Raw genomic sequence first — 23,476 nt, 5'->3', positions numbered from 1 at the left:
GGCTCCTAGAGTAGCGCCAGGTCGACGTCGCCGGACAGGATGCGCCTGGCGACAGCGGCCAGGTTCCTGTCGGCTTCGCGCAGACTGAGCAAATACGGATGGCGCGCGGCATCGGTCTTGGCCAGCAAGGCCACCACGAGGTTCTCCGAGGCCGCGAGCAGATCGAGGTGCCCGCGCCAGCGATTTGCCTCGCCGAACGGGCTGTTGAGCGTATAGGGCATCTGGAACGGCGGCCCCGCGAGCGACGCGTCCGGCTCAATCGACACGCGCGACTGCATCAGGATCTCCGAGAGCGCGCGCAGGTTGTACATCTCGCCGAACGCCGCATTGACGATCGTGCCGCGCGGCGTGAACTGCCCGGCCGCATTGAGCCCGCCGTAGAGCGTGAAGCTGTGGATCAGGTACTGCAGCAGCATGCGGTAGCGCAGGTTGAACAGCGACGCCCACAGCTGGGTCACCGGCTCGGTGATGGGCGTCACGGGTGCGCCGCCCTGCTCCGGCTCGAGCTCGGGGTCGAGCGCCACGTAGGGATTGACCGCGACGGGCCGCGAAGGCCGCCAGGTGTCGTCTACCTTCGCCGCGTGCAGCTCGGCCGCCGCTGCCGGATAGGCTTCCGTCCACGCTTCTTCGAGAAAGTCGTCGGGGCGTGCGGCAAGCCAGATGTCGACGCCGCACAGCTCGCCTTCGAGGACCGCGCGCATCTCGACATAGATCCGCAAAAAGCGCACGAAATGCGAGGGATCCTTGCCGTGGGGCGCCTCCCCTTGCTTGGAGATTTTATCCAGCGCGCTCACCGCGTCGTCGCGCGAAGTGGCGGGCATCACGAGCACGTCCGGCGTTCCGCCTAGAGAGCGACCGCCGCCGCTGCCCCTGTGGCCGCCCTTGTACCCGCGTCCCCATTCGGCGAAATCCGCCTGGCAGCGGTAGGTGTCGGCCTGGAACACATCGTCGGGCAGGTGGTCCCTGACGAGCGGAATCAGCGTATGAAACAGCTCGGCGACCTGATGAGGCCTGGATACCTGCTCTCCGACGCGTCGACGGATATCCTTGCCCAGCTCGCCGCCGTCCCAATGGAGCGGCGCCTCCGTATAGACGTATTTCGCTAGCGAATCCAGCGTCAGCGGTTCGAGCATGAAAGGGAACGGATAGAACGGCGTATCCCACGGATAATCGTCACGCTCGAAATGCAACGGCGAGCCGATCAGACGCAGCACGTTCTGCACCGTGATCAGGTGGCCCATCTCCTCCTTGGCGATGCCGAGGATGGTTTCCTGCCAATTGCGGACCGTGTCGCGAAACGCCTCCGGCACCTGCGGCCCGCCCAGCGAATAGCCGGCGTACAGATACTGCACCATCAGGCAATGCTCGATTTCCGCGTCGATGGACAGCAGATAGGTGACGTAGTCGCGCGTCGAGAGCTCATGCTCGAGCAGATGCTTGATGGAATAGTCTTCGGCGACCGGCTCGCCAGGCGCAAGCCGCTCCAGGGATGAACCGCCGGGCGCGAGATGCCGCCACAATCTGAGAGATTGCATTGCCGCTCCTTATTTATTACCTACGTCTGAAAAAGAGGGTCGTGCAGAACTACAGGGAATGGCTGGTACTTCGGTATCGATGCGCGCCAAACGTCTTTCGACTAGCCGCGCGGTCGTTCGAGCGGGCGCGTCACCGCCCCTCCCGCTCGTCTTTCTCGGCTCCGGCTCTCCGTAGAGATCCGCGGCACGTTTAGCTGCGACCGCATGCGCCGAACAATCAGATTGGCTGACAGATGAACGGGTATTCGGAATCATCAATCAACGGCTCGATGTCGAAGAAATCGTTGAGCACCGATTCCGCCGTGCAATAGGCGCCTTCCACCCAGGCCTGATCGTTTGAGTAGCACTCCCCTACGATAAAGACGGGCGCATCCTTGCCGTCGATCAGCTGCGACGGCTTGCGTATTTTTTGCTGGACGTCGGCAACGTCGTAGTGCGCAGCCCACGCGTGGTAGCCCGCACGGAACGGCGGCAGCGACCAGTCGACATAGGCCGCCTCGAGCGGCTCGGGCACGTCCGCAAAGTCCGAGTTCGGCCCAAAGTGCAATTCCGCCAGCTGCTTTCGCAGCATCTTGACCATTCTGTCGGGCACCTTGCGCGGCCCGATCAGCGGTTGGATATCGTCGGCGATCGGCACATGCCGCTCTTCGTTCGGCCCGAGCTCCAGCTCGCGCCAAAACGTCGTGAAGGTTTCGTCGTCGTAGGAAGCCAGCAGGCCGTAGACCGGCTTTGTATTCTTGTCAGCCGCGTTATTGCCGAAATAGACCACCATGCGGATCGGCGTGTCGGTCACGCTCGGTCCCATGGTGTTGCGCTTTGCGACGGCGAGCAGCAACGTTTCCTGTTTGACGGTCATCCGCTCGTCGGCAGCTTGTTCCACAGCCTTGACCAGCTCGTCGGCGCTCGCGAACTGGACATTCAGGATCGTGTCCGAACCGGACATCGCCTGCACGAACACGGGCGGAAAGTCCTGCTCCTTGAGCGACGCGATCACGGCATCCGTTACTTCATAACCGTCGATCTTTGGCGGATAGGGCGTAACCGGGTCCAACCACCATTCATTCTCGAAGAACATGCCGACCTTGTAAGACGGTTGCATGATGGCCGACTCGAGATAGAGCTTGACCTTCTGGTCGTTCAGGACGTCCAGTCCGCCCCGATCGTCATAGCGGGAGCCCTGGGCAACCTGTTCGAGCGCCGCGCGCGGCATGGCCAGCCAGGCGGCCGACGTGGTCTGACGGGCCGCCTCCCGGTAGGGATCTTCCCGCTTCGCGATCGTGTAATGGACGACGCCGTCATCGACATGGATGGAGCGCAGCCGCTGGTTCGGGTAGTACTGAAGCGTGACGCCTCGCTGCCTCGCCAACTGCTCGATGGCCGCAAACAATGCGTGAAACATGCCCGAGTAGCCGGTCGTCAGCGTCATGTACTGATTGCCCGGCGTGAATTCGTTGTTTGCCTCGAAGGCGACCGCGGCATTCCAGTTGATCACGTTGGACGAGTATCCGTTGCCGTCCGCGGCGTACTGATAGCCTTCCGAGCCGAGCTGGTCGTACATCAGGTTCCAATAACCGACGTCCTTGAGCAAATCGCCTTTCTGGAAGATGGAGCTCGACGGCAGTTCGGCCGTGATGCGGCCATGCTGATAAAACGCGTCCCACTGCTTGCGTGTGCTCGGACCACTGGTGCTCGTGACCGACAACGCTTCGACGACGGCGAATCCCTGGTCGGGCGTGGTCGCGGCAGCAAAGTTGTTGGCTGCGTACGGCGCCGGCGTGCGCGAAGAAATATCGTTTTGATAGAGATTCCTGGCGCGCAGGTAGTAGAGGGGATTGCTCGATTCGTTGAAAGGCACGGCATAGCGGTCGAGCCCGAGCTTGGCGATCACCGTCGTGACCAGCCGGTGGCCCTGCGCTTTACCGTCGTTGTTGCCGTTCCATTGCGAATAGCGCATGCCGCCCAACTCGAGGTACGAATGGTCGGGATTGTTCTGGTAGTGCCAGGTGCAGACCCGGGCACCGGGTGCACGGGTGCCCTGAAATTCCTTCGAAAAATCGTACTTGCCCCAGTCGAAGAGTTCCAGGACGTCGCCCTGCTGCAACTGCCGATGCGGATCGCCCCCCGCTCGCGTCCGGCCATTCAACAGTCGCCAGGCCGTGTATAGACCGGCGGCACCACACCCGAAGATCGAATAGGTCTTGCTTGCCATGGTGTCCTGCTCCCGTAGATGCCCGGCCTGCGCTCAGGCCAGCTTGTTGAAATAGTGGCTGCCGGTGGAGAAGTGCGAGATGTCGAATGGGGTATGGCCGTCCAGGGTCAACTGGCAAAGAATTTCGCCTAGCAGCGGAACGAACTTTCCGGCCCAGCCGGTCGCATAGATGACGATGTCGCGGTGGTTCGGCACATAGTCGGGCGCGAAGTCGATCAGCAATTCCTTGTTCGCAATCTTGCTGAGCGCGACGAGGCAGGTCGACGTGAAGCGCGGCACCGGCTCGAGACCCTCCATATGCTCGCCGACCCACTCGGCCGTGAACGCGAGCTCCTGAGGATTCGGAATGGGCGTGCGCTGATCGGGGGACGTCAGCGGCGCGAGGACGAAATCGGAGGCGACACGGATATAGCCCGGGTAATTCCAGGCGACCTCCGGGAAACCGTAGAACTGATTGCCGTTGTCGCCCACCGGGTTCTGGAAAACGAACCAGGTGGGGTACTGGATATCCGGCCGAGTCTTGCGGTAGTAGGCCGAGGCCATATTCCAGTAGGTCGCCGCAATACGGAACCCCAGCAGCTTGAACACGTCGTCAGCATAGGGGCCCGGCGTCAGCACCAGCTTTTCGGCACTGAAGGTCCCAAGCGGAGTCTTCACTTCAAAGAGGCCCTGCCGACGCTCGATGCCGATGACCGGCGCCTCCTGCAACAGCTGCACGAAGGGAGAGCGCTGATTCCAGTCGAGTAGCGTCCGCTGCGTGGCCGCGAGATCGATGCTGGCGCCTTGGGCCTGAAATAGTCCCGTATACGTCGACGGCAGATTGCGAAAGTGAAAACGCCTCTCCAATTCGCCCGCATCCAGCGTTTCATAGGCAACCCCTTCGGCCTTCAGCGCTTGCTCGGCGGCGGGGATATTGCCCTCTGTCGACTTGACTGTCGGATCGCCGAACCACAAGGTGCCGACCGTGTCCATGAGCGGCTGCGGCGTCAAGCCTTGCAACTCGTCCCAATAGGGGATCGACTGCTTGACCAGCTTGACCATGTAGGCGTCGGGATAGGGAATGCGGAACTGGCGCGACACGCCAGCCGAGCTGCCAAGCTGGTTCACGAAGGTGAACTGCTCGAGCACCAGCGTCCTGGCCTTGCGCTTGCCGAGATGGTAGGCGGTCGATAGGCCCATGGGCCCTCCACCGACAACGATGACGTCAAAGCGATGCGTTGCGTCGTGCATGTTGGGGCTCCAGGGCATCCGGAAGCACATCGATTTCAGCGATCCGCGAGATCACGATCCTGATTGATGCAGCAATGGCCGAGTCGCTAAGTCGAGCTTCAGAGAGGCTTTGAAAAGCGGGATTGATTAGGCCAATTTCGTGCTTGGTGATGCGTCGTCCGTATCACGCTTAGCCAGCCGCTGCGGTCGAATTACATGCCTGGCCACGGATGTGAGCAAGCTGGCAATCCTGACAGGAGGTTGAGATCTCAATCCCGGTTCGTCGGGACGAATCAGGGTTTCCTCCAATGTTCTTATGGACGATGTAGATGAGGTGCATGACGCACGCCGCCTCACGCGAACGCCGCCGCGATGGTCGTCAGGTATTGAGGCTCGTCAGGTCGTCCCACGTGAGGACGATGATGTGCGACCGCCAGACCGACCCCGGATCGACATACTCGCCTGTTGGCCGGCAATTCAGCGCTTCGTAGAAGTAGACAAAAATAAAGTTGTCACCGTGCGTGGCGTCGCGAAGGCCGTGTCAACTCCCCGTGATGGTGTTGCAGCGCCCAGCCGCCGCGGTCACGCGTTGTGCGCCTCGCGAGTTTAAGTTGGCAATCGTGCCGTAGTGGTAAGGTTCCCTATCTCGCTGTCGCATCGATCCCGACGCTAGGAACTCCGCGCGACAGCGAATGGCGGTTCTGCGGCGACGCAAACTGCTCTTAGCGACCCTGAACTGCCACTCAGGCTACTGACGGCGCAATGACGGCTTCCAAGGGGCAACGGCCGCTCGTTCCGCCGAGTTGATCGGCAAGTTATCGGCCTAATTCAGTCCACGCGGTAGTAAGCGATGTTGCGAATGATCGCGGTGCTGCGCAACGTCGGGCGCCGGGCAAACCGAACTTCAGGCATCTAGTGGGTTAGCCTTCTTGGATTGCACTGTTTCCGCTTAAGCTACTGGAGTCGTATCTGCTTTGTCCTGAAGCGCTTTGACCTCGCGCAGAATCTCTGCGTGTACTTCTGTGCGGGTGAGCACGCGACGGGTAGCGGCCAGACTGAGCCAGGCGGGGCCAGCTCGGTCTCTTATCATTGCCAGCTCGGCAGGCGTTGCCAGACGGCCAAAATGTGAATAGACGCTCATATTGGCGAGCAACGTCAGTTCATCGGCGTCGCTTGAATAACCGCCGAGCGCTCGAATGTCGCCTTTGCTGATCTCATCGAGCTCTATCACAACCTCGCGCTGATTTCCTTTGTAACGGCCAGCGCCGTCGTAATAGCCGACGATGGAGGCTTTGTTGGCCTCCATCGCAGCCACAAACTCAAAATCGCTGTACAGGCGATCTAGGTTGAGAATAACGCGGTGTGGCGCGGGCCTTTCGATCACCATGATCACCCCTTGATAACCCCCGTCCTTAGGCGGCACACCACCTTTTAACTCCATGGCCACCGGATAGCTCACGGTCCACGAAGAGATCCGCTCTCTAAGACAGTCCTCTGCTATCAAGTTCCATACGTAACCGTTCGTCAGCCCTACCTGACGGTAGCAGCGCTTAACGCCCGACCGGAACTTCGGAGGTAACGCAGCGGCTTCTTCCTTGAGTATCTGAGCGCGTGTGGGAGTCGAGCTACGCTGCCAGTCACTAACAGCCTGAAGCAAGGATAATTTGAACTTATATGCAGCCACGCTCTGTTTCGGGAGGGCAAAAAGTGACAGATTATCTCACTAGCCACCGCAAGCGGTATGACAGGGATGTAAAGCCGTACCCTAAGGCCAATGACCAAGCACTCGTCGTCTACGACTGGACGACTGGTTACGGGGGTGAAGTCGACGCCTGAACGTCCGAGCGACGACGCATACGACCGGCGGGTGATGGCCGAACGCGTCGGGCGGGATCGGATAGCTGCCCGATATCCGACAGCTTTATAACGCACTCGACGGCTGCTGAACGTTACCGCCATAATGTTCAGTAGTTTCGGTATCGTCCCGGCACGCCGGCGGTGCCCATCCCCCCCCGGAAAAAACAAGAAACACTCGATGGATGACCTACCCGACAAGCTGCGCCGCAACGTCGTTATGCTCTCGGCCGCGATCGTCGCTATCACCGTGTTTGACCTGTCGTTCAAGCCCACCGGCACACTGCTCGGCTTTGCCCAGGTCGGCAATGTCACGCCGCTGAAAGTCTGGCTCAGCCTCTTCGCCGTGCTCATCTACGTGTTCCTGCGCTACTGGTTCCATGAGGAGACCGACGTCGAGCGCGCGCGGCTCGCACAGGAGTTTGACAACCGGCGCCACGCGCTGATCTCGCGACACCTGAAGGGCACGGTGGAACGCTATCTTGTTCACAGCCGGACGCCGCGCTACCTCGTCGATTTTGACGATCTTGCCGAGGCGCAGCTAGCCCGCTTTGCAGACCGAGGCCCTCTCACGCAGGCCATCGCCAACACGGGCATCGACCGCGATGGGTCTTCCCCTTGGCAAGGAGGAGTCCGGTATGCGTTGGACCTGAAGTGGGCAAGCGGCAATCACTATCAAAGCAGTTACGGGCGCTCCTACACATTTCAACTGCCGCGGCAGGTGGTGGCGTGGATTGTCCTACGCTGTGCGCTGAGCACCGCTACGTATTCAAAAAGCGCGGTCGACACCCTCGTGCCGATGAGCTTGGCGGCGCTCGCCGCAGGCATGTGCGTTTTTCAGCTGGTCATGGCGGCGGTGAAACCATGATCGTGCGCGTCTCTCATACGCATCCGGAGGGTCGCCATAATGTTCCCTAGTTTTCTTATAGCTCCATCGACTCCGTGACTGCGACCGCCCCCCGGAACTCGCCGAATGAACGACCTCTTACCACCCGACACCACCCTGCTGGACCAGCCGGCGAACCAGTTGCTCGATGCCTTCGGCGCCGGCAGGGCCTCTCCGGGTTCCGGCAGCGCTGCGGCCCTGATGGGTCTGCTCGCTGTAAAGCTGATCCGCACCGTCTGCCTGAAGAGCCTCGAAAAAAATCTCGGCCGCGAGACCGACGTAACGCTGCATCACATCCTTAAGGAGCTCGACACGAGCGAGCCCGCACTGCGTGCGCTCTTCGAAAAGGATGCCCACGAATTTGAGGAGATTGTCCGGCTGATCGTCGAGCGGAATCAGGCCGTTGCGCAGGAGGCGAAAGGCACCCTCACGCGCGAGATCAACCGGAAGCTTGAAATCGCCACGGACAATGTCTTCCAGATAATTGATCTGTGCCTGCCACTGATCGACCGCGGCGTGACCGTTTTTGAGCACGGCTGGGGCACCGTGCGGGGCGATTCAGGGGCTGCCATCAGCGCGGCGATCGCCGCAGTCACTTCCGGGTTGTTCATCGTGAACTTGAACATCAAGTGGCTGAAAGCGCGCAAGTACGGCGCAGACAACATAGGCCGTGCCACGGCATTGCGCGACCTGCTGGAGCAGAAGCAACAGACCGCGCTAGGATGCATGGCATCGCTCAACTCCGAGGCGCTTGATTCCCTGACAATTGAAGGCACCGTCTCGCTTCAGCTTCCTCTTGCGCTCATCGCCGGCGACGTGAATGCACCCGGCCCCGCCAGTGAGGACAGCAGGGACAACGTCGCCCAAGTTTCCCATACGCATCCGGCGGGCCACGAGGCGCTGGCCATCGCGGTCCTCGATGGCCTCGCCACCGCACGCCAGGCGCGCCCGATCGAACACGCCCGGGCGCCTGCCGCACCCAAGCCGAACTGCCATGATGCCGTCGACGTCTGGATCACCAGCCATGTCGGAAGCCAGACCGTGCGCGGGTGGCTCGTCGACGCGCGCGACGACGGGTCCGTCCATCTGATCGCACACTCGGTCGTGCGAAATCCGGACGGCACGCTGCTCGATCCAAGCTTCGCCCCCGGCGAGCCGGTGTACCCTTTTGTCCCGCATCCGCGCACGACCGGCGGATTCTTTTCGCAGCTTTGCCGGCCCGGCGCACCTTATGATTTGGTGGTGTTTACACGCGACGGTGAGGCTTCTTCATGAGCGAGCTTATTCCTGCTCGCTCCGCCACGACGCTGCCGACGCACGCGCCAACCATCGCACCTGACAACGGCCGCGAGAGTTGGGGCTTGCCGTGGGGCCAGTCCGATGATCTCGCTGTCGCGTGCAGTTCCCGACGACTGGATCGGCACGCGACAGCGAATGGCGGTTCTAGCGCGACGCGAACGACTCTTAGCGCGAAGCAGAAGCCCGAGGCTCACGCCCACGCGCGCAGCCGCTCGCCGTGCCGACCTCCACGGAATATCGGATCGATTACCGGAGGCCGATACAATGCACAACTCCGTTCCATCCTGACCGACCATGCGGCTCTACTACCTGACAGCAGAAAAATGGGCAAAGAAGATTATCGACGAACGTCGCATGAAAATCTCACTTTTTGAAGAACTTAACGATCCCTTTGAGCTGTTACCACACGTCCTCCCTACTCAACAGCATCGATCGGTTGCTCAGGTGCTTCGCCAGCATCTATCCACACAGCGTGGTGTTATCTGTTTTTCAACGCATTGGCAAAGTCCGGTCATGTGGGCACATTACGGCAACAAGCACTACGGCATGTGTCTTGGGTTCGATGTACCAGATGAATTGGCGATGAAGATCAATTACGAGCCAAATCGCCTCGATTTCGACATCGACCTAAATGCGCACAACGCTGGGGTTACCCCCGACATGGTGAAAGCTATGCTGCTAACGAAGTTCGATGCGTGGCGATACGAAGGCGAGTATCGGGTAATCGCTGATCTTCAGGATCGGGATGACGATGGACACTACTACGCGGACTTTGGTGACCATCTGGCGTTACGCGAGGTGGTCATCGGTGTGCGCTGCGAAACGTCACAAGGGGAGGTCGCGTCCTGGATCGGTGACATTGGCCACGACGTTGAGGTCCGAAAAGCACGGTTAGCGTTCAAAGAATTCAAAATCGTCGAACAGAGAAACATCCCTGTTCTCGTGACTGGCCTTGCACCGCTGTCGAAGGAATGAAACCACGTGGTAGTGACCCAAGTGCCAGCTAATTCGGGCGAGCAATGGTCAAATCCTTGCCGGGAATAATCAATATCTTTCCTGATGCAGGAATACGAATTACCCATCGATTCCCCAACGAGTTAAGAACCTCGACGTTCTTTACGAGTGATGGACCTTTCTCTTCACATCGAAACTTAGGTAAATTGACAAAACTACGAATCGTATTGCACATCTCGCTACCGACCAACAGGTCTACCGGTCGTTTCTCAGCAATGCCAACCTCGTTTGCGATAAATCGAGGCACCGGTGGCCCAAGCAGTAGGCATATCTCAAGGATCAGCATGAAGCCAATAATTAACTGTGCGCCTACATCCTGAAGTCCAATAGCGACCTGCGCCCCGCCCAATATGACAACAACGAGAACAGTGAGCAGAAGCCAAAATTCGCTATGTGGGCCGGGCGAGCTCGCCCACAGTGGGTCCAACGTTAGCAGTGACGACACTGTCGTGAACATTCCTAACACGACCGACACGAAAAATGTCCATCGACTCTCCAATGCCTCTACTCCCCAGACTCGTGTACACGAAGCAAGGAAGATTGCGGACCATATGAAACCAATTACGGCAACACCGAGGCATGCAGCTCCCTGAAGCTGATCACGCTGAGGAAAATAGGCGAGAACAGCCAGCGCAGAGATCGTCAACGCCTGGGTGCATAGAAATCTGGTAACGAGGTTATGAATCGCCTCGCGTCGACGGCTTATAGACACCAATTCTGCTGGTCTGATCCCAAGCATGTAATAGACCAATGCCGGTGCCGATAGCGAAATAATGAGCACCCCAATAATAAACGCCCCTATCAACCCGGCCTGCACCGCCACAAGGGCCCCCTGCGCGAACGAAATATCTGGTGTGAACTTGAGCGTACTGAAATACACGGTCAAGCAGATGATCCCAAACGCTGATGCAACTGGCACAACGGCACTCATCGCTTTATGCAAGCCATGTTGCCGTAGCATTTGTACAATGCTACCGAAGTTCGATCCCAACATTCGCCTCCAACGCAGAGCGAAAAAATTGAAGCGCCCAGATAAAGCCGCCGAAAGCGCAGCGAACATCCACTCGCGGATTGTGTGCTTATCGGCTTAAAGGTGGAGTCCCGCAGCTCGTAACCCGAAACGGTTCGTTCAGCCAAAAGGCGGCTTTCTAGCTACAACCGCCGTCCTGCGGCCATTCGGAGACGCGTCAGTTGCGCCTGGCACTGGCGTTCGAATGCCGGCCACTGTGAGCGAATCTAGCCTCAATTGTCGGACGGCTCAAACCGGGCGAAGAGCTGTACCCATCGCCCAACCAGATCATCGTCGACATCGTTGATCCCCTTGGACAGCAAGGTGGCCTTCACGCGTTTCGCAACTTCCACCTTCCAGCCAGGCGTGAGTTCGATGCCTTCACGCTTAGCCCACACCTCAACCTGCGGCACGATGGGCTTCCCAATCGACGCGACTTCCGAAAACTGCTGCTCTGGGGCGCGAAAAATTCGGTCTACAGCCTCTACGAAGCGCTGATATGGAACCAAATCCTCTAACTCTGAACCTTTGAAGCCAACGAATTCGTCTGTTGATAGGACCTTCTCCTCTTCACCGTTATAGAGGCCGCTGCTCAGCTCTGCGGCCATCCTGCTGCCCATTTGATCGCCATCCAGCAAAACGACCGGAAGCGTCTCGTCTCGGCCAGTCAAAATTCCAGCAGTGATCCTTAGCGTTTTGGTTCCGCCTGCGGGCGGAAATACCAGCTCTCGGCGAGGTGTGATCTTCCCAGCACCAATAAGAAGCGCCTTAATCATCGTCAGATAGTGCTGATCTGAAGCTCCCTCCACAACTATTGGACGGCAGCCCAGTAGCAGGCTTTCAGCGACGTTCAGGTTCAATGCCGAGTACACGGCGTACGCCGCCCCGGCATGTGCCGGGTCCGCACCCGACTGACGCAAATTCGGCGAAGACTCGGTCGAGCCATCCGCAGCGACATAGACCTTTCGCACTCGATCCAGCCGGTCTGGATCGACAAGGAAAGGCGAGTGCGTCGTATAGATGATCTGGTTGGTCTTGGTCAATCCATCGAAGAAGGCTGATAGATCGCGCTGGGCGAGTGGATGAAGGGATAGGCCTGGCTCATCGAGCAGAAGAATGGCGTCTTCGTGGTCACCCTGGCTTTCGACCAAGAACACGAGGTAGAAGCTCAGAAACCATTGCAGCCCCGTACTGCGATTTTCAAGCTCGACCTCTTCCGGACGCCGATCATCTGATACCCAGATGCGAAAGTGATCGCCATCCGCTTCGAATCGGAAACGGTAGTCGCCTTGTTTCCACCAAGACTTGAACTCCTTCGTCAAGGTCGTGCCCGCAGACTGTAGCAGGATGGAGCGCTCTCGCTTGCGCTCAGCGATCTTTGCAATCTCGTCTTCGGTAGGTTGCCGATTCTGATTGCTCGGATCTTTGAAGTCGCGACCAAGCTCAAGGATCTCCGTCGGTTGGAGGCGAACAAAGCTGAACAACACGCGGAGGGTCCGAGCTTTCGCCGCCTCCTTGGCTCCCAGATCCTTTCTCTCAAGATTCTGGACCACATGAGGGAGATAAATTTCCGAGTCCAGATTTCCATAGTTCGAGTAGTACACGAACGTGGGGAGCGCTTTCAAGACAATATCTCGAACACCTTCGATGTCTTCGGGGGCAGGCGACCTGATATGGGACGACCATTCGGTCAAGACATCAATTGACTGCTGCACGCGAGGTACGATCGTCGACGTCTTGGCTGGCTGGTCTGGCAACAACGTCTTCAGCGCTTCAATGGCGGCATCGAGTTCATGCGCAGTCCAGTCTTGCATGATGGGTTCGGCCAGAGCGTGAACAGCGTCAACGATCGCAGACTTAAGAGGCTCCTCGCTCTTAAGCGGATCTGTTCGCTCAACGACTTTGGCTAAGGTCGTCAACTCGCCCCTGATCTCCGAGGCAGCGACCGTTGTCTTGGGCGCAAACTGCGGAAACGAGATTGCATGTTTCCCATCGAAGTACCGGTCAACACGCACAACCTCCAGTTGCTCAGCATCCAGTTTCGTGAGAGCAACTAGCTTGTCTCTGAGAGAGCTTGCATCAAAATCGGCACTGATGAATCGAAATTCCCCCGGGTTGGCACGCACATCCCCGAACATCGTCTTCGGATAATCCGATGTCGGTTGAATCTCGCCTTCGCGAGCAGGATTGAGCTTCCAAAGCGGAAGCAGCAAATTCGTCTTTCCTGATTCGTTGACACCGATCAGCGCGGCAACGTCGCCGGCTTCAATATCGCCGCTATCCTTCACGGAGCGGAAATTCGTTACCCGATACTTGATCAACTTCATCCCGCCCCCGTTGAGGTAGTTATATGGCAGCACAACCCGGCTTCTGCGCGCCGGATATGCCAGCGAGTCTCCCGACTGATGCTAATCGCGGCATAGAAGTTCGCTGCCGAGAATACGGCAGCATTCGGCGCGGAATCGAATGAGTCGATCTCGACCGAATTACGTCCCTGCTGCGCGACGCGGATCAGGCCGAACCAAGTTGGCCAAGCACGGATACTCCGTGCCCCGCTCCGGCAGGGCTTTTTCGATCAGACGGCTGTCTGCTCGTGCCGAATGGCTTCTAGTGCCGCACGAACAAGAAAGCCGCTACGCGTTTCTTTATGGGCCTCCGCGAAGGCGTCAATCTGTGTAAGCACGAAGCGCGGCAAACTTATATTCACACGCTCTGGCTTCATATCAAATTTCGAAGGATCAATGTCTACGACAGCCCAAAATGAGCCGGCATAGTCTGGGTTGTCGCGAAGTTCCTCAAACGACGTGGGCTCGAAGCGAACTTCGTCCCCCGCCTCGACGGAAGTTTCAACCCATCCCTCGATAGCCTCTTGCGTGTTTTCGAGCGCTTGTTCGAGCGTCGTGCCCCATGAGTTGCAGCCCGGAAAATCCGGTACGACAACGCCATAATCGGTGCCCTCTTGCTTGTCGACAGCGACGAAAAATCTCACATCCAACTCCTTGTCTGGAACCCGCTGACCAGTTGCGGCCCTCGGGGTCCGTTGTAGCCACCGGACTTACTGCCCGGTGAGTGTTAAACCAGATTGCCTCTCGATGCTTTTCAGCGTCGCAATCGTGAGGTCTTTCTCTGGATGCGGCACCGTTACCGTGCCTGGCTTGCTCGGGTGCCTGAAGTGATGATGACTGCCCTTCACCCGCTTCTGTACCCACCCATCCTGCTCAAGCCGCCGTATCACTGTTCTCGAATCCATAACGCCGCACCATATCCTTCGCCATAGCTGTCGCCATACACACCCCTTTTCCCATGACCCGATGTGTAGTCTATACACACCGAAGAGGAATGCAAGGAAAATTTGTGTATCCGGTGTGTAGATATCCGCGCTGAGTCCGGTCGCTTGGGCGTCGCGACGTCGGATCGGGAACGGATCTCCAGCTTGGGGAACGGCGCCGTAGGGGCCCTCGTCTCCACGCAGGAATTCCTCGGGGTGTCTTCGGGGGCTGGAAGTGCGGCCGTAGCTAAAAAGTATCCCCGCGCGCTGCGTTGACCGCGTCGAGTGGCGTGCCTCAACTGACGCATACGCAGTTGCACCGGGTGCCACTTTATTGCTCATCCAGTTGGAGGATCTAACTCGGCGGGTCGCGTCGCAGTCGCGGATCCATGCCACGCCCACGGTGGCTTCCGTTTGGCCTTCGCTCACTGAGATCGCTCCCTGTTTTATCTCGGTGATCGGGCTGTTCGATGGTGCGATCTAGTACCGCTCGGCACCCTAGCCGTGATCAATCTCGTGCCGCCTGGAATTATGGCCGGACATCGCGCTGCGGCTGCGCGGGCCGCCGAACGCCCCGTTAGCCGGTGGGCGCGTGGGTCACGGCATCGGATGGGGTCACGTATCTCGCTTCCCTAGCGCCGACCGGCGGACGCACTTTATAGAAACAACTTTCCTTGAAATTTAGACACAACTTTAGTTGTGCGAGCGCCCGATCCACTCGGTTGGTCGGAGTCCCAAAATGAAGGGAAACATAGCCCTTACTATGTTCCCCTTCATTTCGCCGCATCCCGCCTCGGAACAGACCACTTCGGCGGAGCGCATCGCGGCGCCATTTCACTGCCCAACGGCGCACGTCCGAACTCACTTTCTGAAGTTTCTACGTAGAAACTGTCAAGCTTCCGCGTCGACACGCGCACCACGCGTCGGTCGTGCCAGCTTGCAAATTCATCCGTCTATCAATGCGCATCAGACGCTCAGCGCGATTCGCGACCGCAGTCAAACAACGGTCGTGCCTCAGCCCGATTCGATCGGCAAGCCAAAGTCCGGATTCGCCACGCCACGCGACGAACACTAAAAAAACACAAAAAATCACAACGCGAACAGGTGCTCGGTAAACATCGGCGGCTCACCCGCTCGAAGGCCCTTGCCAGTCGGGGCTTGGCCTGATTCCCACGCACCTCCCCCCCTCCCCCCGCCATTCATCACAATTCATTTAACTTTCCGTGAGGACTTGGACACCGGCCTCTGCCTACGATGGGCGCATATTTTCAGGACCTGCTTCCAGGAGCCCATCATGTCCACCCGCAGACACCTGCTGTTCGCCGGCGCCACCGGCCTCGCCGCGCTCGCGACCCTGTCGTCCGTCGGCCGCCGCGCGCTGGTCGGCCGCGCATTCGCCGCGCCGCCCGCCGCCCCGCAGCCGGCCGCCCCTTTCGAGGTCACGCTCAGCGACGCCGAGTGGCATCGCCGGCTCACGCCCGCCCAGTACACGATCCTGCGCGAAGCCGGCACCGAGCGGCCGTACAGCAGCCCGCTGAACGACGAGCACCGGCACGGCACGTTCGCGTGCGCGGGCTGCAGCCTCGCGCTGTTCTCGTCGGCCACCAAGTTCGACAGCCACACCGGCTGGCCGAGCTTCTGGAAACCGCTCGACCACGCGGTCGATACCAACGCCGACGCGTCGTTCGGGATGGTCCGCACCGAAGTGCATTGCCACCGCTGCGGCGGCCATCTCGGCCACGTGTTCGACGACGGCCCGCCGCCCACCGGCCTGCGCTACTGCATGAACGGCCTCGCGCTCACCTTCCACACGACCGCCGCCTGATCCGGCCCCACTCCTGACCGACTGGAGAACGCACCATGCTGCTCATCGTCCTTGCCTATCTCGGCGGCGTGCTCACGATCCTGAGCCCGTGCATCCTGCCCGTGCTGCCGTTCGTGTTCGCGCGCGCCGACCAGCCGTTCGTGCGCACCGGCCTGCCGCTGCTGGCCGGCATGGCGCTCACGTTCGCCGTCGTCGCGACGCTCGCGGCCGTCGGCGGCGGCTGGGTCGCTCAGGCCAACCAGGCCGGCCGCTGGATCGCCATCGTGCTGCTCGCGGTGTTCGGCCTGACGCTGCTGATGCCGCGCTTCGCGGAACACCTGACGCGCCCGCTCGTCGCCGCCGGCAACCGGCTCACCGGCTTCGCGCAACGCGACGGCCGCCCGGCCGGCCCCGCGTCGTCGCTGTTGCTCGGCGTCGCCACGGGCCTGCTGTGGGCGCCGTGCGCAGGCCCGATCCTCGGCCTCGTGCTGACCGGCGCGGCGCTGCGCGGCGCGAGCGTCGGCACGACGCTGCTGCTCGTCGCGTATGCGGCCGGCGCGGCGACGTCGCTCGGCGTCGCGCTCGTGATCGGCGGCAAGGTGTTCGCCGCGATGAAGCGCTCGCTCGGCGCCGGCGAATGGATCCGGCGCGGGATCGGCGCGGCGCTGCTGGCCGGTACCGGCGCGATCGCGCTCGGCCTCGATACCGGCGCGCTCGCGCAACTGTCGACCGTCACGACGGGCGGGCTCGAGACGAAGCTCGTCGACCGGCTCGGCGGGCGCTCGAACGGCGCACCGGCGGCGACGGCCGCAACGGGCAACGCGGCCGCCAATGCAAGCGGCGGCGCGATGATGGCCGCGACTGCCGATGGCGCGCAGGCCGGTGGCGCGATGATGCGCGTGGCCGACGCGGCGCCGTCCGCGCTGCCCATCGAAGGCACGCTGCCGTCGCTCGACGGTGCCGTGCAATGGCTGAACTCGCCGCCGCTGACGGCGGCCGGCCTGCGCGGCAAGGTCGTGCTCGTCGATTTCTGGACGTATTCGTGCATCAACTGCCTGCGCACGCTGCCGTACACGACCGCGTGGGCACGCAAGTACGCGCCGTACGGGCTCGTCGTGATCGGCGTGCACGCGCCGGAATTCGCGTTCGAACGCGACATCGGCAACGTGAAGAAGGCCGTGCACGATCTCGGCATCGACTTCCCGGTCGCGATCGACAACGGCTATTCGATCTGGCGCGCGTTCGGCAACGAATACTGGCCCGCGCACTATTTCATCGACGCACAGGGGCGCATCCGCCATCACCACTTCGGCGAAGGCGAATACGCGCAGTCGGAACGCGCGATCCAGTCGCTGCTTGCAGAAGCCGGCCATCCGGAAGCGCTGAACGTGCCGCTCGGCCTCGCCGGTGCGCCCGCGAGCGGCGCGCTCGCGGCTGCGGACACCGCGGATGTCCGCTCGCCCGAAACCTATGTCGGTTATGCGCGCGCTGAAGACTTCTCGTCGCCGGGCGGCGTCGTGCGCGATACGGCGCACCGCTACGACGCGCCGGCTCGCCCCGACCTCAACGACTGGGGCCTCGCCGGCACGTGGCAGGTCGGCGCCGAACGCGCGTCGCTCGCCGCGCCGGACGGCCGGATCGTCTACCGCTTCCATGCGCGCGACCTGCACCTCGTGCTCGGCCCGGGCGCGAACGGCCAGCCCGTGCGCTTTCGCGTGACGCTCGACGGCGCGGCGCCCGGTGCCGCGCACGGCGCCGACGTCGACGCGCAGGGCTACGGCACCGTCACCGGACAGCGCCTGTACCAGCTCGTCCGGCAGCCCGGCGCGATCGCCGACCGCACGTTCGCGATCGAGTTTCTCGATCGCGGGGTCGATGTGTACGCATTCACTTTCGGTTGAACCCGCGCCGCCGCCACCCGGCCACCGTCTTCGCCAACGCATTCAGAAGGAGCACATGATGAACCCGACACCCACCCGAGATTCCGCGTCGCGACGGCGCGCAGCGATGCTGCGCCGCATCGGCGCCATCGCCGTCGCCGTCGCGGCCGTGTTCGGCTTCCAGCGCGTCGTCAATTCCGCCGAGCCGATGCGCACCGTACCCGCGCCGACGCTCGACGAAACGCCCGGCACGGCCCACGACGAGACGGCCGTGCTCGCCGGCGGTTGCTTCTGGGGCGTACAGGGCGTGTTCGAGCACGTGAAGGGCGTGAAGCAGGTCACGGCCGGTTATGCGGGCGGCGCATCCGAAACCGCGCACTACGCGCTCGTCGGCTCGGGGCTGACGGGGCATGCGGAATCGGTTCGCATCGTCTACGACCCGACGCAGATCACGTACGGCCGGCTGCTGCAGGTGTTCTTCTCGGTCGTGCACGACCCGACCGAGCTCAACCGTCAGGGCCCCGACGACGGGACGCAGTACCGGTCCGCGATCTTCCCGACCACCGCGCAGCAACGCGCGGTCGCGACCGCGTACATCGCCCAGCTCGGCGCCGCGCACGTGTTTGCCGCGCCGGTCGTCACGCGCGTCGAGGCGTACAAGGGGTTCTATCCGGCCGAGGCCTATCACCAGAACTACCTCGAGCTGCATCCCGACGCGCCGTATATCGCGTTCAACGACCTGCCGAAGGTCGCCGGGCTGAAGCAGCGCTTCCCGGCGCTGTACCGCACGAACGCGGTGCTGTGGAGCGACACCGGCTCGTGATCCTCAACCGGCCGCATGATGCGGTGCCGCGCGGCCAGCGCGCGCGCCGCCCTGCGGCCCGGTTTGCGCCGCATCAACGAAACACCTGCCGCCGTGCCGGGGCAAACCCGCATCGCGTCCGCCGTACCGGGCAACTTCGCGTAGACTTCTTCAGATCCCCGCCGCCACGATGCGGCGTTCGGAACAATCGCCCAGCCAGGAGGCGTCACGCATGCGCGCAGTGCCTTTGCCTGACAGCAACACCCTCGAGGAACCATCCACCGGCGCGGTCGTGCGCGACCTGCGCCGCGTGCCCATTCACCCCGATCACTGGTATCCGCTTGCCTGGTCGCGTGAGCTGAAGCGCGGCAAGACGCTCGGCGTGCGCTTCGCCGGCGATCCGATCGTGCTCGTGCGCACCGAGTCGGGCGCCGTGTACGCGCTCGAAGATCGTTGCGCGCACCGCCAGGTGCCACTGCATGCAGGGGTCGTGAGCGGCGAAACGCTGCGCTGCTGCTATCACGGCTGGACCTACGCGTGCGACAGCGGCCGCTGCGTCGACGTGCCCTACCTCGGCCGCGAGCGTTTGCCCAACGGCGTGCGCGCGTATCCTTGCCGCGAAGCACACGGGCTGATCTTCGTGTTTCCGGGCGACGCGACGCTCGCCGACCAGCGGCCGTTCCCCGCGCTCGAATCGGCGGACAACCGCACGTACAAGACCCGCCGCTTCGGCCGCGAGGTCAAATGCCACTACTCGTTCATGCACGAGAACCTGATGGACATGAACCATCAGTTCCTGCACCGCAAGCAGATGGGGCAGATGCGCGCGCGTTCGGTAGGCCGTCGCCGCGGCGACGACTGGGTCGAGGTCGACTACACGTTCGCGCGGATGGAAGGCAAGCAGCCGGTCGGCGAAGCGCTCGTGTTCGGCGCGAGCAAGAAGGCGTCCGACCAGTCCGACAAGAGCGTGATGACGGTGCGCACCGGCTACCCGTACCAGACGCTGCAGATCCGTTCGAGCGAAGGCACGCTCGTGATGGACCTGTGGATCGTCTACGTGCCGCTCGACGCCGAGCAACGCACCAACCGCACGTTCGGACTGCTGTCGATCCACAAGCCCGGCATACCGTTCGCGCTCGATCTCGCGTGGCCGCTGCTCGTCTGGTTCACCGAGCGCATCTTCCGCGAGGATCGCTGGATCGTCGAGCGCGAGCAGGAAGCGCACGATCGCCAGGGCGCCGACTGGAACCACGAAGTGTTTCCGGTCATCAACGAACTGCGCGACCTGCTGCGCCAGTGCGGTGCGCGCACCGTGATCCCGATCCGCGAAGCGCGCGACGGCGCGTGATCCTTACATCGCATGCTCGCCGCGGCGCGCGCCGTTACAACCGGAACGCGTCCGGCAGCAACGTATCTGCCGTCGTGACGTCGACCGCGCCCTTCAGGTTGCTCAGGATCACTTCCATGTCGGGCGTGCCGATCTCGATGATCACCTGACGGCATGCGCCGCACGGCGCGATCGGGCCGTCCGTGTCGCCGACGACCGCGAGGCGTGCGAAATCCCCCGGACGATAGCCGGCGGCGATGGCCGAAAACATCGCCGTGCGTTCCGCGCAATTGCACAATCCGTACGACGCGTTCTCGACGTTGCAGCCGTGAAAAATCGTCCCGTCGTGCGCCTGCAGCGCCGCGCCGACCTTGAAGCGCGAATACGGCGCATACGCGCGTTCGCGCGCCGCCTTGGCCTGTTCGATCAGTTCGTTTCGTTCCATCGCGATGGTGCCTCCGGTAGTGGGTTGGGATGCATCGCCGCGGCCGCATCCCGGTGCGCACGATACGCCCATGATGCAAAGCGGCCGCCGACGCCTGCACGCTCGTCGTACAGGCTCAGCCGATCTGCTGGTGAATGGTCGGCGGCGCGTCGCCCGTCTCGCCCAGCACGTAGCTGCGCTGGACCGCTTCCACCGCGTGCGCCGCGGCGTCGGCGTCGCGGGCATGCACATAGCCGAGCGGTTGACCTGCGTCGACGCGCTGCCCGATCTCCGCGAGCGCGGACAGTCCGACCCGCGTGTCGATTGCATCTTCCGCGCGCATGCGGCCGCCGCCGAGCGCGACGACCGCCAGCCCGAGCGCGCGGCAATCGACATGCTGCACCACGCCGCTCGCGCGCGACGGCACCGGCACGATCACCGCCGCCCGCGCAAGATGCCGCCACGGCGCATCGATCAGATCCGCGGGGCCGCCGAGCGCCACGACCATTCTCGCGAAGCGTTCCGCCGCCGCGCCCGAGTCGAGCGAGCGCTGCAGCATCACCCGCGCCTGTGCGGTATCGCGTGCCAGCCCGCCGGTGACGAGCAACTGCGCCGCGAGCGCCATCGTGACTTCATGCAGGCGGGCCGGACGCGACTTGCCGGTCAGGTAGTCGATCGCGCACGCCACTTCGAGCGCATTGCCCGCGCACGGCGCGAGCGACTGGTTCATGTCGGTGAGGATCGCGGTCGTCTTCATGCCGGCGCCGTTGCCGACGTCGACGATACTGCGCGCCAGTTCCGCCGATTTCTCGACGGTCGGCATGAACGCACCGGAGCCGACCTTGACGTCCATCACGAGCCCGTCGAGGCCGGCCGCGAGCTTCTTCGACAGGATCGACGCGGTGATCATCGCGACCGACTCGACGGTTGCCGTCACGTCGCGAATCGCATAGATGCGCTTGTCGGCCGGCGCCAGCCGCGCGGTCTGCCCGATGATCGCGACGCCCACGTCGCGCACCGTTCGTCGAAACGCCGCCGTATCGGGCATCACGTCGTAGCCGGGAATCGCGCTGAGCTTGTCGAGCGTGCCGCCGGTATGGCCGAGCCCGCGCCCCGAGATCATCGGCACGTAGCCGCCGCATGCGGCCACCATCGGCCCGAGCATCAGCGACACCACATCGCCGACGCCACCGGTCGAATGCTTGTCGATCACCGGTCCGTCGAGATCGAGCGCGCGCCAGTCGAGCACGTCGCCCGAATCGCGCTGCGCGATCGTCAGCGCGACTCGCTCGTCGACGCTCAGGTCATTGAAGTACACGGCCATCGCGAACGCCGCGACCTGCCCCTCGGTCACGCTGCCGTCGGTCACGCCACGCACGAACGCGGTTATCCCGTCGTGATCGAGCGGCTGCCGGTTGCGCTTCTTGCGGATGAATTCCTGCGGTAGAAACATCGTTGCATCTCCTCGATCGGTCGGTGGCTGCTGCACGGTTCAATGCAGGGAGAAGAACAGGCCGGCAATCGCGGCACTCATCAGGTTCGACAGCGTCGCGGCCGTCAGCGCGCGCAAGCCGTGCCGCGCGACTTCCGAGCGACGCTCGGGCGCAACCGCGCTGAAGCCGCCCGCGAGAATCGCGATCGACGAGAAGTTCGCGAAGCCGCACAACGCGAACGACACGATCGCGAGCGTCTTCGGGTCAAGTACCTGCAGGCCGGCCGCCGCGACGTGTTCGCTGCCCTTCAGGTAGGGCGACAGGTCGCCGTACGCGACGAACTCGTTGAAGATCAGTTTCTCGCCGATGAAGTTGCCGGCCAGTGCCGCGTCGTGCCACGGCACGCCGATGATCCACGCCAGCGGCGCGAACAGGTGGCCGAGAATGCCCAGCAGCGTGATCTGCGGAAATCCCGCGAACGCGGCCACGCCGCCGACGATGAGGTTCATCAGCGCGATCAGCCCCACGAACGCGATCAGCATCGCGCCGACATTGATCGCGATCCGCAGGCCGACCGACGCACCGGACGCCGCCGCCTCGATCACGTTGGCGGCCCGCTTGTCGTCGAAATCGAGACCGTCGACGACGACGCGGCTCGGCTCGACGGTCGGAAACAGCAGCTTGCCGAACAGCAGCCCGCCCGGCACCGCCATGAACGACGCGGCGAGCAGATACTCCATCTTCACGCCGAGGCCCGCGTAGCCGACCAGCACCGAGCCCGCGACCGACGCCATGCCGCTCGCCATCACCGTGAAGATCTCGGCGCTCGTCATGTTCCGCACGAACGGCTTCACGAGCGCGGGCATCTCGCTCTGCCCGAGAAAGATCGTCGCGACGGCCGAGCATGCCTCGATCCGGCTCACGCCGAGCACTTTCGCGAGCCCGGCGCCGAGGATCGCGACGAGCCACTTCATCACGCCGATGTAGTACAGCACCGCGATCAGCGCGGTGACGAAGATGATCATCGGCAGCACGCGCAGGCCGAATACGAAACCGCCGTCGCCGAACAGCTGGAACATCCGGCTGTCGACCAGCCCGCCGAACACGAACGAGATGCCGTGATTGCCCATGTCGAGCACGCGATTGACGCCGTTCGCGGCCGCCCCGAGCGCCGCACGGCCCGACGGCACGAACAGCACCAGCGCGCCGATCGCGAGCTGTGTAAGCAGCGCGGCGATCATGGTCCGGCCGCTCACCGCGCGCCGGTTGTTCGACAGCAGGTAAGCCACTAACAACAGGAACGACATGCCCAGGAGACTGCGCAGAATATCCACCTTGTGCTCCTTTCTCTCAATTTTATTGGTCTATCCGACACGCGGCCCGGAACGCTCGCGCGACGCTGTCGGTGGATATTACTCGCAGGCATGCACGCCGACAACGCAAACAAAATGGCCGCGTTCGAGCGGCGTCGCGTGATTCGTCGACTTGCTCAGTTCTTCTACGTACCGGGAGATCGGAGAGAC

General features: G+C 62.2%; 18 protein-coding genes. 7 read left to right on the top strand and 11 right to left on the bottom strand.

Going from position 1 to position 23,476, the window contains the following annotated elements; all coding sequences use genetic code 11:
* Positions 1–5: 5 nt before the first annotated feature.
* The 4 genes from VL15_RS14165 to VL15_RS14150 form a co-directional block, all read right to left on the bottom strand.
* Positions 6–1,535 (bottom strand): ferritin-like domain-containing protein, encoded by a 1,530-nt coding sequence (locus tag VL15_RS14165; RefSeq protein ID WP_048246258.1) that lies wholly within the window; start codon positions 1,533–1,535, stop codon positions 6–8.
* A gap of 217 nt (positions 1,536–1,752) precedes the next feature.
* Entirely contained in the window at positions 1,753–3,744 is a 1,992-nt protein-coding gene (locus VL15_RS14160) for a hypothetical protein (protein ID WP_048246257.1), read from the bottom strand.
* A gap of 33 nt (positions 3,745–3,777) precedes the next feature.
* On the bottom strand, positions 3,778–4,974 hold the full coding sequence (locus VL15_RS14155) for an FAD-dependent oxidoreductase (RefSeq protein ID WP_048246286.1): 1,197 nt from the start codon (positions 4,972–4,974) through the stop codon (positions 3,778–3,780).
* 928 nt (positions 4,975–5,902) lie between these two features.
* The gene (locus VL15_RS14150; protein WP_155420211.1) at positions 5,903–6,412 is read right to left on the bottom strand and encodes a hypothetical protein; all 510 of its coding nucleotides are present in this window, start codon (positions 6,410–6,412) and stop codon (positions 5,903–5,905) included.
* Between the two features lie 576 nt (positions 6,413–6,988).
* On the opposite strand from VL15_RS14150, the gene VL15_RS14145 reads away from it, so the two are divergent.
* From VL15_RS14145 to VL15_RS14135, 3 genes are all read left to right on the top strand, one after another.
* Positions 6,989–7,675: a hypothetical protein gene (locus VL15_RS14145; RefSeq protein WP_048246255.1), complete on the top strand. Its 687-nt coding sequence runs from the start codon at positions 6,989–6,991 to the stop codon at positions 7,673–7,675.
* A 105-nt stretch (positions 7,676–7,780) separates the two neighbouring features.
* Positions 7,781–8,968, top strand: coding sequence for a cyclodeaminase/cyclohydrolase family protein (locus VL15_RS14140; RefSeq protein ID WP_048246254.1), 1,188 nt, complete (start codon positions 7,781–7,783; stop codon positions 8,966–8,968).
* Positions 8,969–9,286: 318 nt separating this feature from the next.
* Positions 9,287–9,967, top strand: a complete 681-nt coding sequence (locus VL15_RS14135; protein WP_048246253.1) for a DUF2971 domain-containing protein — start codon at positions 9,287–9,289, stop codon at positions 9,965–9,967.
* Positions 9,968–9,995: 28 nt separating this feature from the next.
* On the opposite strand, the gene VL15_RS41955 is transcribed toward VL15_RS14135, so the two are convergent.
* From VL15_RS41955 to VL15_RS40020, 4 genes are all read right to left on the bottom strand, one after another.
* Entirely contained in the window at positions 9,996–11,000 is a 1,005-nt protein-coding gene (locus VL15_RS41955; RefSeq protein WP_230684442.1) for a hypothetical protein, read from the bottom strand.
* A 248-nt stretch (positions 11,001–11,248) separates the two neighbouring features.
* Positions 11,249–13,342, bottom strand: a complete 2,094-nt coding sequence (locus VL15_RS14130; RefSeq protein WP_048246285.1) for an AAA family ATPase — start codon at positions 13,340–13,342, stop codon at positions 11,249–11,251.
* A gap of 248 nt (positions 13,343–13,590) precedes the next feature.
* Positions 13,591–14,004, bottom strand: a complete 414-nt coding sequence (locus VL15_RS14125; protein ID WP_012367238.1) for a type II toxin-antitoxin system HicB family antitoxin — start codon at positions 14,002–14,004, stop codon at positions 13,591–13,593.
* Between the two features lie 66 nt (positions 14,005–14,070).
* Positions 14,071–14,265: a type II toxin-antitoxin system HicA family toxin gene (locus VL15_RS40020; protein WP_012367237.1), complete on the bottom strand. Its 195-nt coding sequence runs from the start codon at positions 14,263–14,265 to the stop codon at positions 14,071–14,073.
* A 1,312-nt stretch (positions 14,266–15,577) separates the two neighbouring features.
* Between VL15_RS40020 and msrB the strand changes: the two genes are divergently transcribed.
* The 4 genes from msrB (at position 15,578) to VL15_RS14105 (ending at position 20,117) form a co-directional block, all read left to right on the top strand.
* Positions 15,578–16,108, top strand: a complete 531-nt coding sequence (gene msrB / locus VL15_RS14120; RefSeq protein ID WP_048246252.1) for a peptide-methionine (R)-S-oxide reductase MsrB — start codon at positions 15,578–15,580, stop codon at positions 16,106–16,108.
* A gap of 35 nt (positions 16,109–16,143) precedes the next feature.
* Positions 16,144–17,988: a cytochrome c biogenesis protein DipZ gene (locus VL15_RS14115; RefSeq protein WP_048246251.1), complete on the top strand. Its 1,845-nt coding sequence runs from the start codon at positions 16,144–16,146 to the stop codon at positions 17,986–17,988.
* A gap of 58 nt (positions 17,989–18,046) precedes the next feature.
* Positions 18,047–18,790: a peptide-methionine (S)-S-oxide reductase MsrA gene (gene msrA, locus VL15_RS14110; RefSeq protein WP_048246250.1), complete on the top strand. Its 744-nt coding sequence runs from the start codon at positions 18,047–18,049 to the stop codon at positions 18,788–18,790.
* A 211-nt stretch (positions 18,791–19,001) separates the two neighbouring features.
* On the top strand, positions 19,002–20,117 hold the full coding sequence (locus tag VL15_RS14105) for an aromatic ring-hydroxylating oxygenase subunit alpha (RefSeq protein WP_048246249.1): 1,116 nt from the start codon (positions 19,002–19,004) through the stop codon (positions 20,115–20,117).
* 34 nt (positions 20,118–20,151) lie between these two features.
* Here VL15_RS14105 and VL15_RS14100 read toward each other — a convergent pair whose 3' ends face one another.
* The 3 genes from VL15_RS14100 to VL15_RS14090 form a co-directional block, all read right to left on the bottom strand.
* On the bottom strand, positions 20,152–20,541 hold the full coding sequence (locus VL15_RS14100) for a cytidine deaminase (protein ID WP_048246248.1): 390 nt from the start codon (positions 20,539–20,541) through the stop codon (positions 20,152–20,154).
* 115 nt (positions 20,542–20,656) lie between these two features.
* Positions 20,657–21,973 carry a thymidine phosphorylase gene (gene deoA / locus VL15_RS14095; protein WP_048246247.1) on the bottom strand — a complete coding sequence of 439 codons (1,317 nt, stop codon included), beginning with the start codon at positions 21,971–21,973 and terminating at the stop codon, positions 20,657–20,659.
* 39 nt (positions 21,974–22,012) lie between these two features.
* Positions 22,013–23,287, bottom strand: coding sequence for a NupC/NupG family nucleoside CNT transporter (locus VL15_RS14090; RefSeq protein WP_048246246.1), 1,275 nt, complete (start codon positions 23,285–23,287; stop codon positions 22,013–22,015).
* Positions 23,288–23,476 lie beyond the last annotated feature (189 nt).

The organism is Burkholderia cepacia (assembly GCF_001039005.1).
Lineage (GTDB): Bacteria > Pseudomonadota > Gammaproteobacteria > Burkholderiales > Burkholderiaceae > Burkholderia > Burkholderia theae.
The sequence above is the reverse complement of the archived record's forward strand: the minus strand, read 5'-3'. Positions and strand labels throughout refer to the sequence as shown.

What these genes read in the sequence shown, in the direction of transcription:
- VL15_RS14165 (WP_048246258.1), bottom strand. Translation starts at nt 1,535, where the DNA reads ATGCAATCTCTCAGATTGTGGCGGCATCTCGCGCCCGGCGGTTCATCC.
- VL15_RS14160 (WP_048246257.1), bottom strand. Translation starts at nt 3,744, where the DNA reads ATGGCAAGCAAGACCTATTCGATCTTCGGGTGTGGTGCCGCCGGTCTA.
- VL15_RS14155 (WP_048246286.1), bottom strand. Translation starts at nt 4,974, where the DNA reads ATGCACGACGCAACGCATCGCTTTGACGTCATCGTTGTCGGTGGAGGG.
- VL15_RS14145 (WP_048246255.1), top strand. Translation starts at nt 6,989, where the DNA reads ATGGATGACCTACCCGACAAGCTGCGCCGCAACGTCGTTATGCTCTCG.
- VL15_RS14140 (WP_048246254.1), top strand. Translation starts at nt 7,781, where the DNA reads ATGAACGACCTCTTACCACCCGACACCACCCTGCTGGACCAGCCGGCG.
- VL15_RS14135 (WP_048246253.1), top strand. Translation starts at nt 9,287, where the DNA reads ATGCGGCTCTACTACCTGACAGCAGAAAAATGGGCAAAGAAGATTATC.
- VL15_RS41955 (WP_230684442.1), bottom strand. Translation starts at nt 11,000, where the DNA reads ATGTTGGGATCGAACTTCGGTAGCATTGTACAAATGCTACGGCAACAT.
- VL15_RS14130 (WP_048246285.1), bottom strand. Translation starts at nt 13,342, where the DNA reads ATGAAGTTGATCAAGTATCGGGTAACGAATTTCCGCTCCGTGAAGGAT.
- VL15_RS40020 (WP_012367237.1), bottom strand. Translation starts at nt 14,265, where the DNA reads ATGGATTCGAGAACAGTGATACGGCGGCTTGAGCAGGATGGGTGGGTA.
- msrB (WP_048246252.1), top strand. Translation starts at nt 15,578, where the DNA reads ATGTCCACCCGCAGACACCTGCTGTTCGCCGGCGCCACCGGCCTCGCC.
- VL15_RS14115 (WP_048246251.1), top strand. Translation starts at nt 16,144, where the DNA reads ATGCTGCTCATCGTCCTTGCCTATCTCGGCGGCGTGCTCACGATCCTG.
- msrA (WP_048246250.1), top strand. Translation starts at nt 18,047, where the DNA reads ATGAACCCGACACCCACCCGAGATTCCGCGTCGCGACGGCGCGCAGCG.
- VL15_RS14105 (WP_048246249.1), top strand. Translation starts at nt 19,002, where the DNA reads ATGCGCGCAGTGCCTTTGCCTGACAGCAACACCCTCGAGGAACCATCC.
- VL15_RS14100 (WP_048246248.1), bottom strand. Translation starts at nt 20,541, where the DNA reads ATGGAACGAAACGAACTGATCGAACAGGCCAAGGCGGCGCGCGAACGC.
- deoA (WP_048246247.1), bottom strand. Translation starts at nt 21,973, where the DNA reads ATGTTTCTACCGCAGGAATTCATCCGCAAGAAGCGCAACCGGCAGCCG.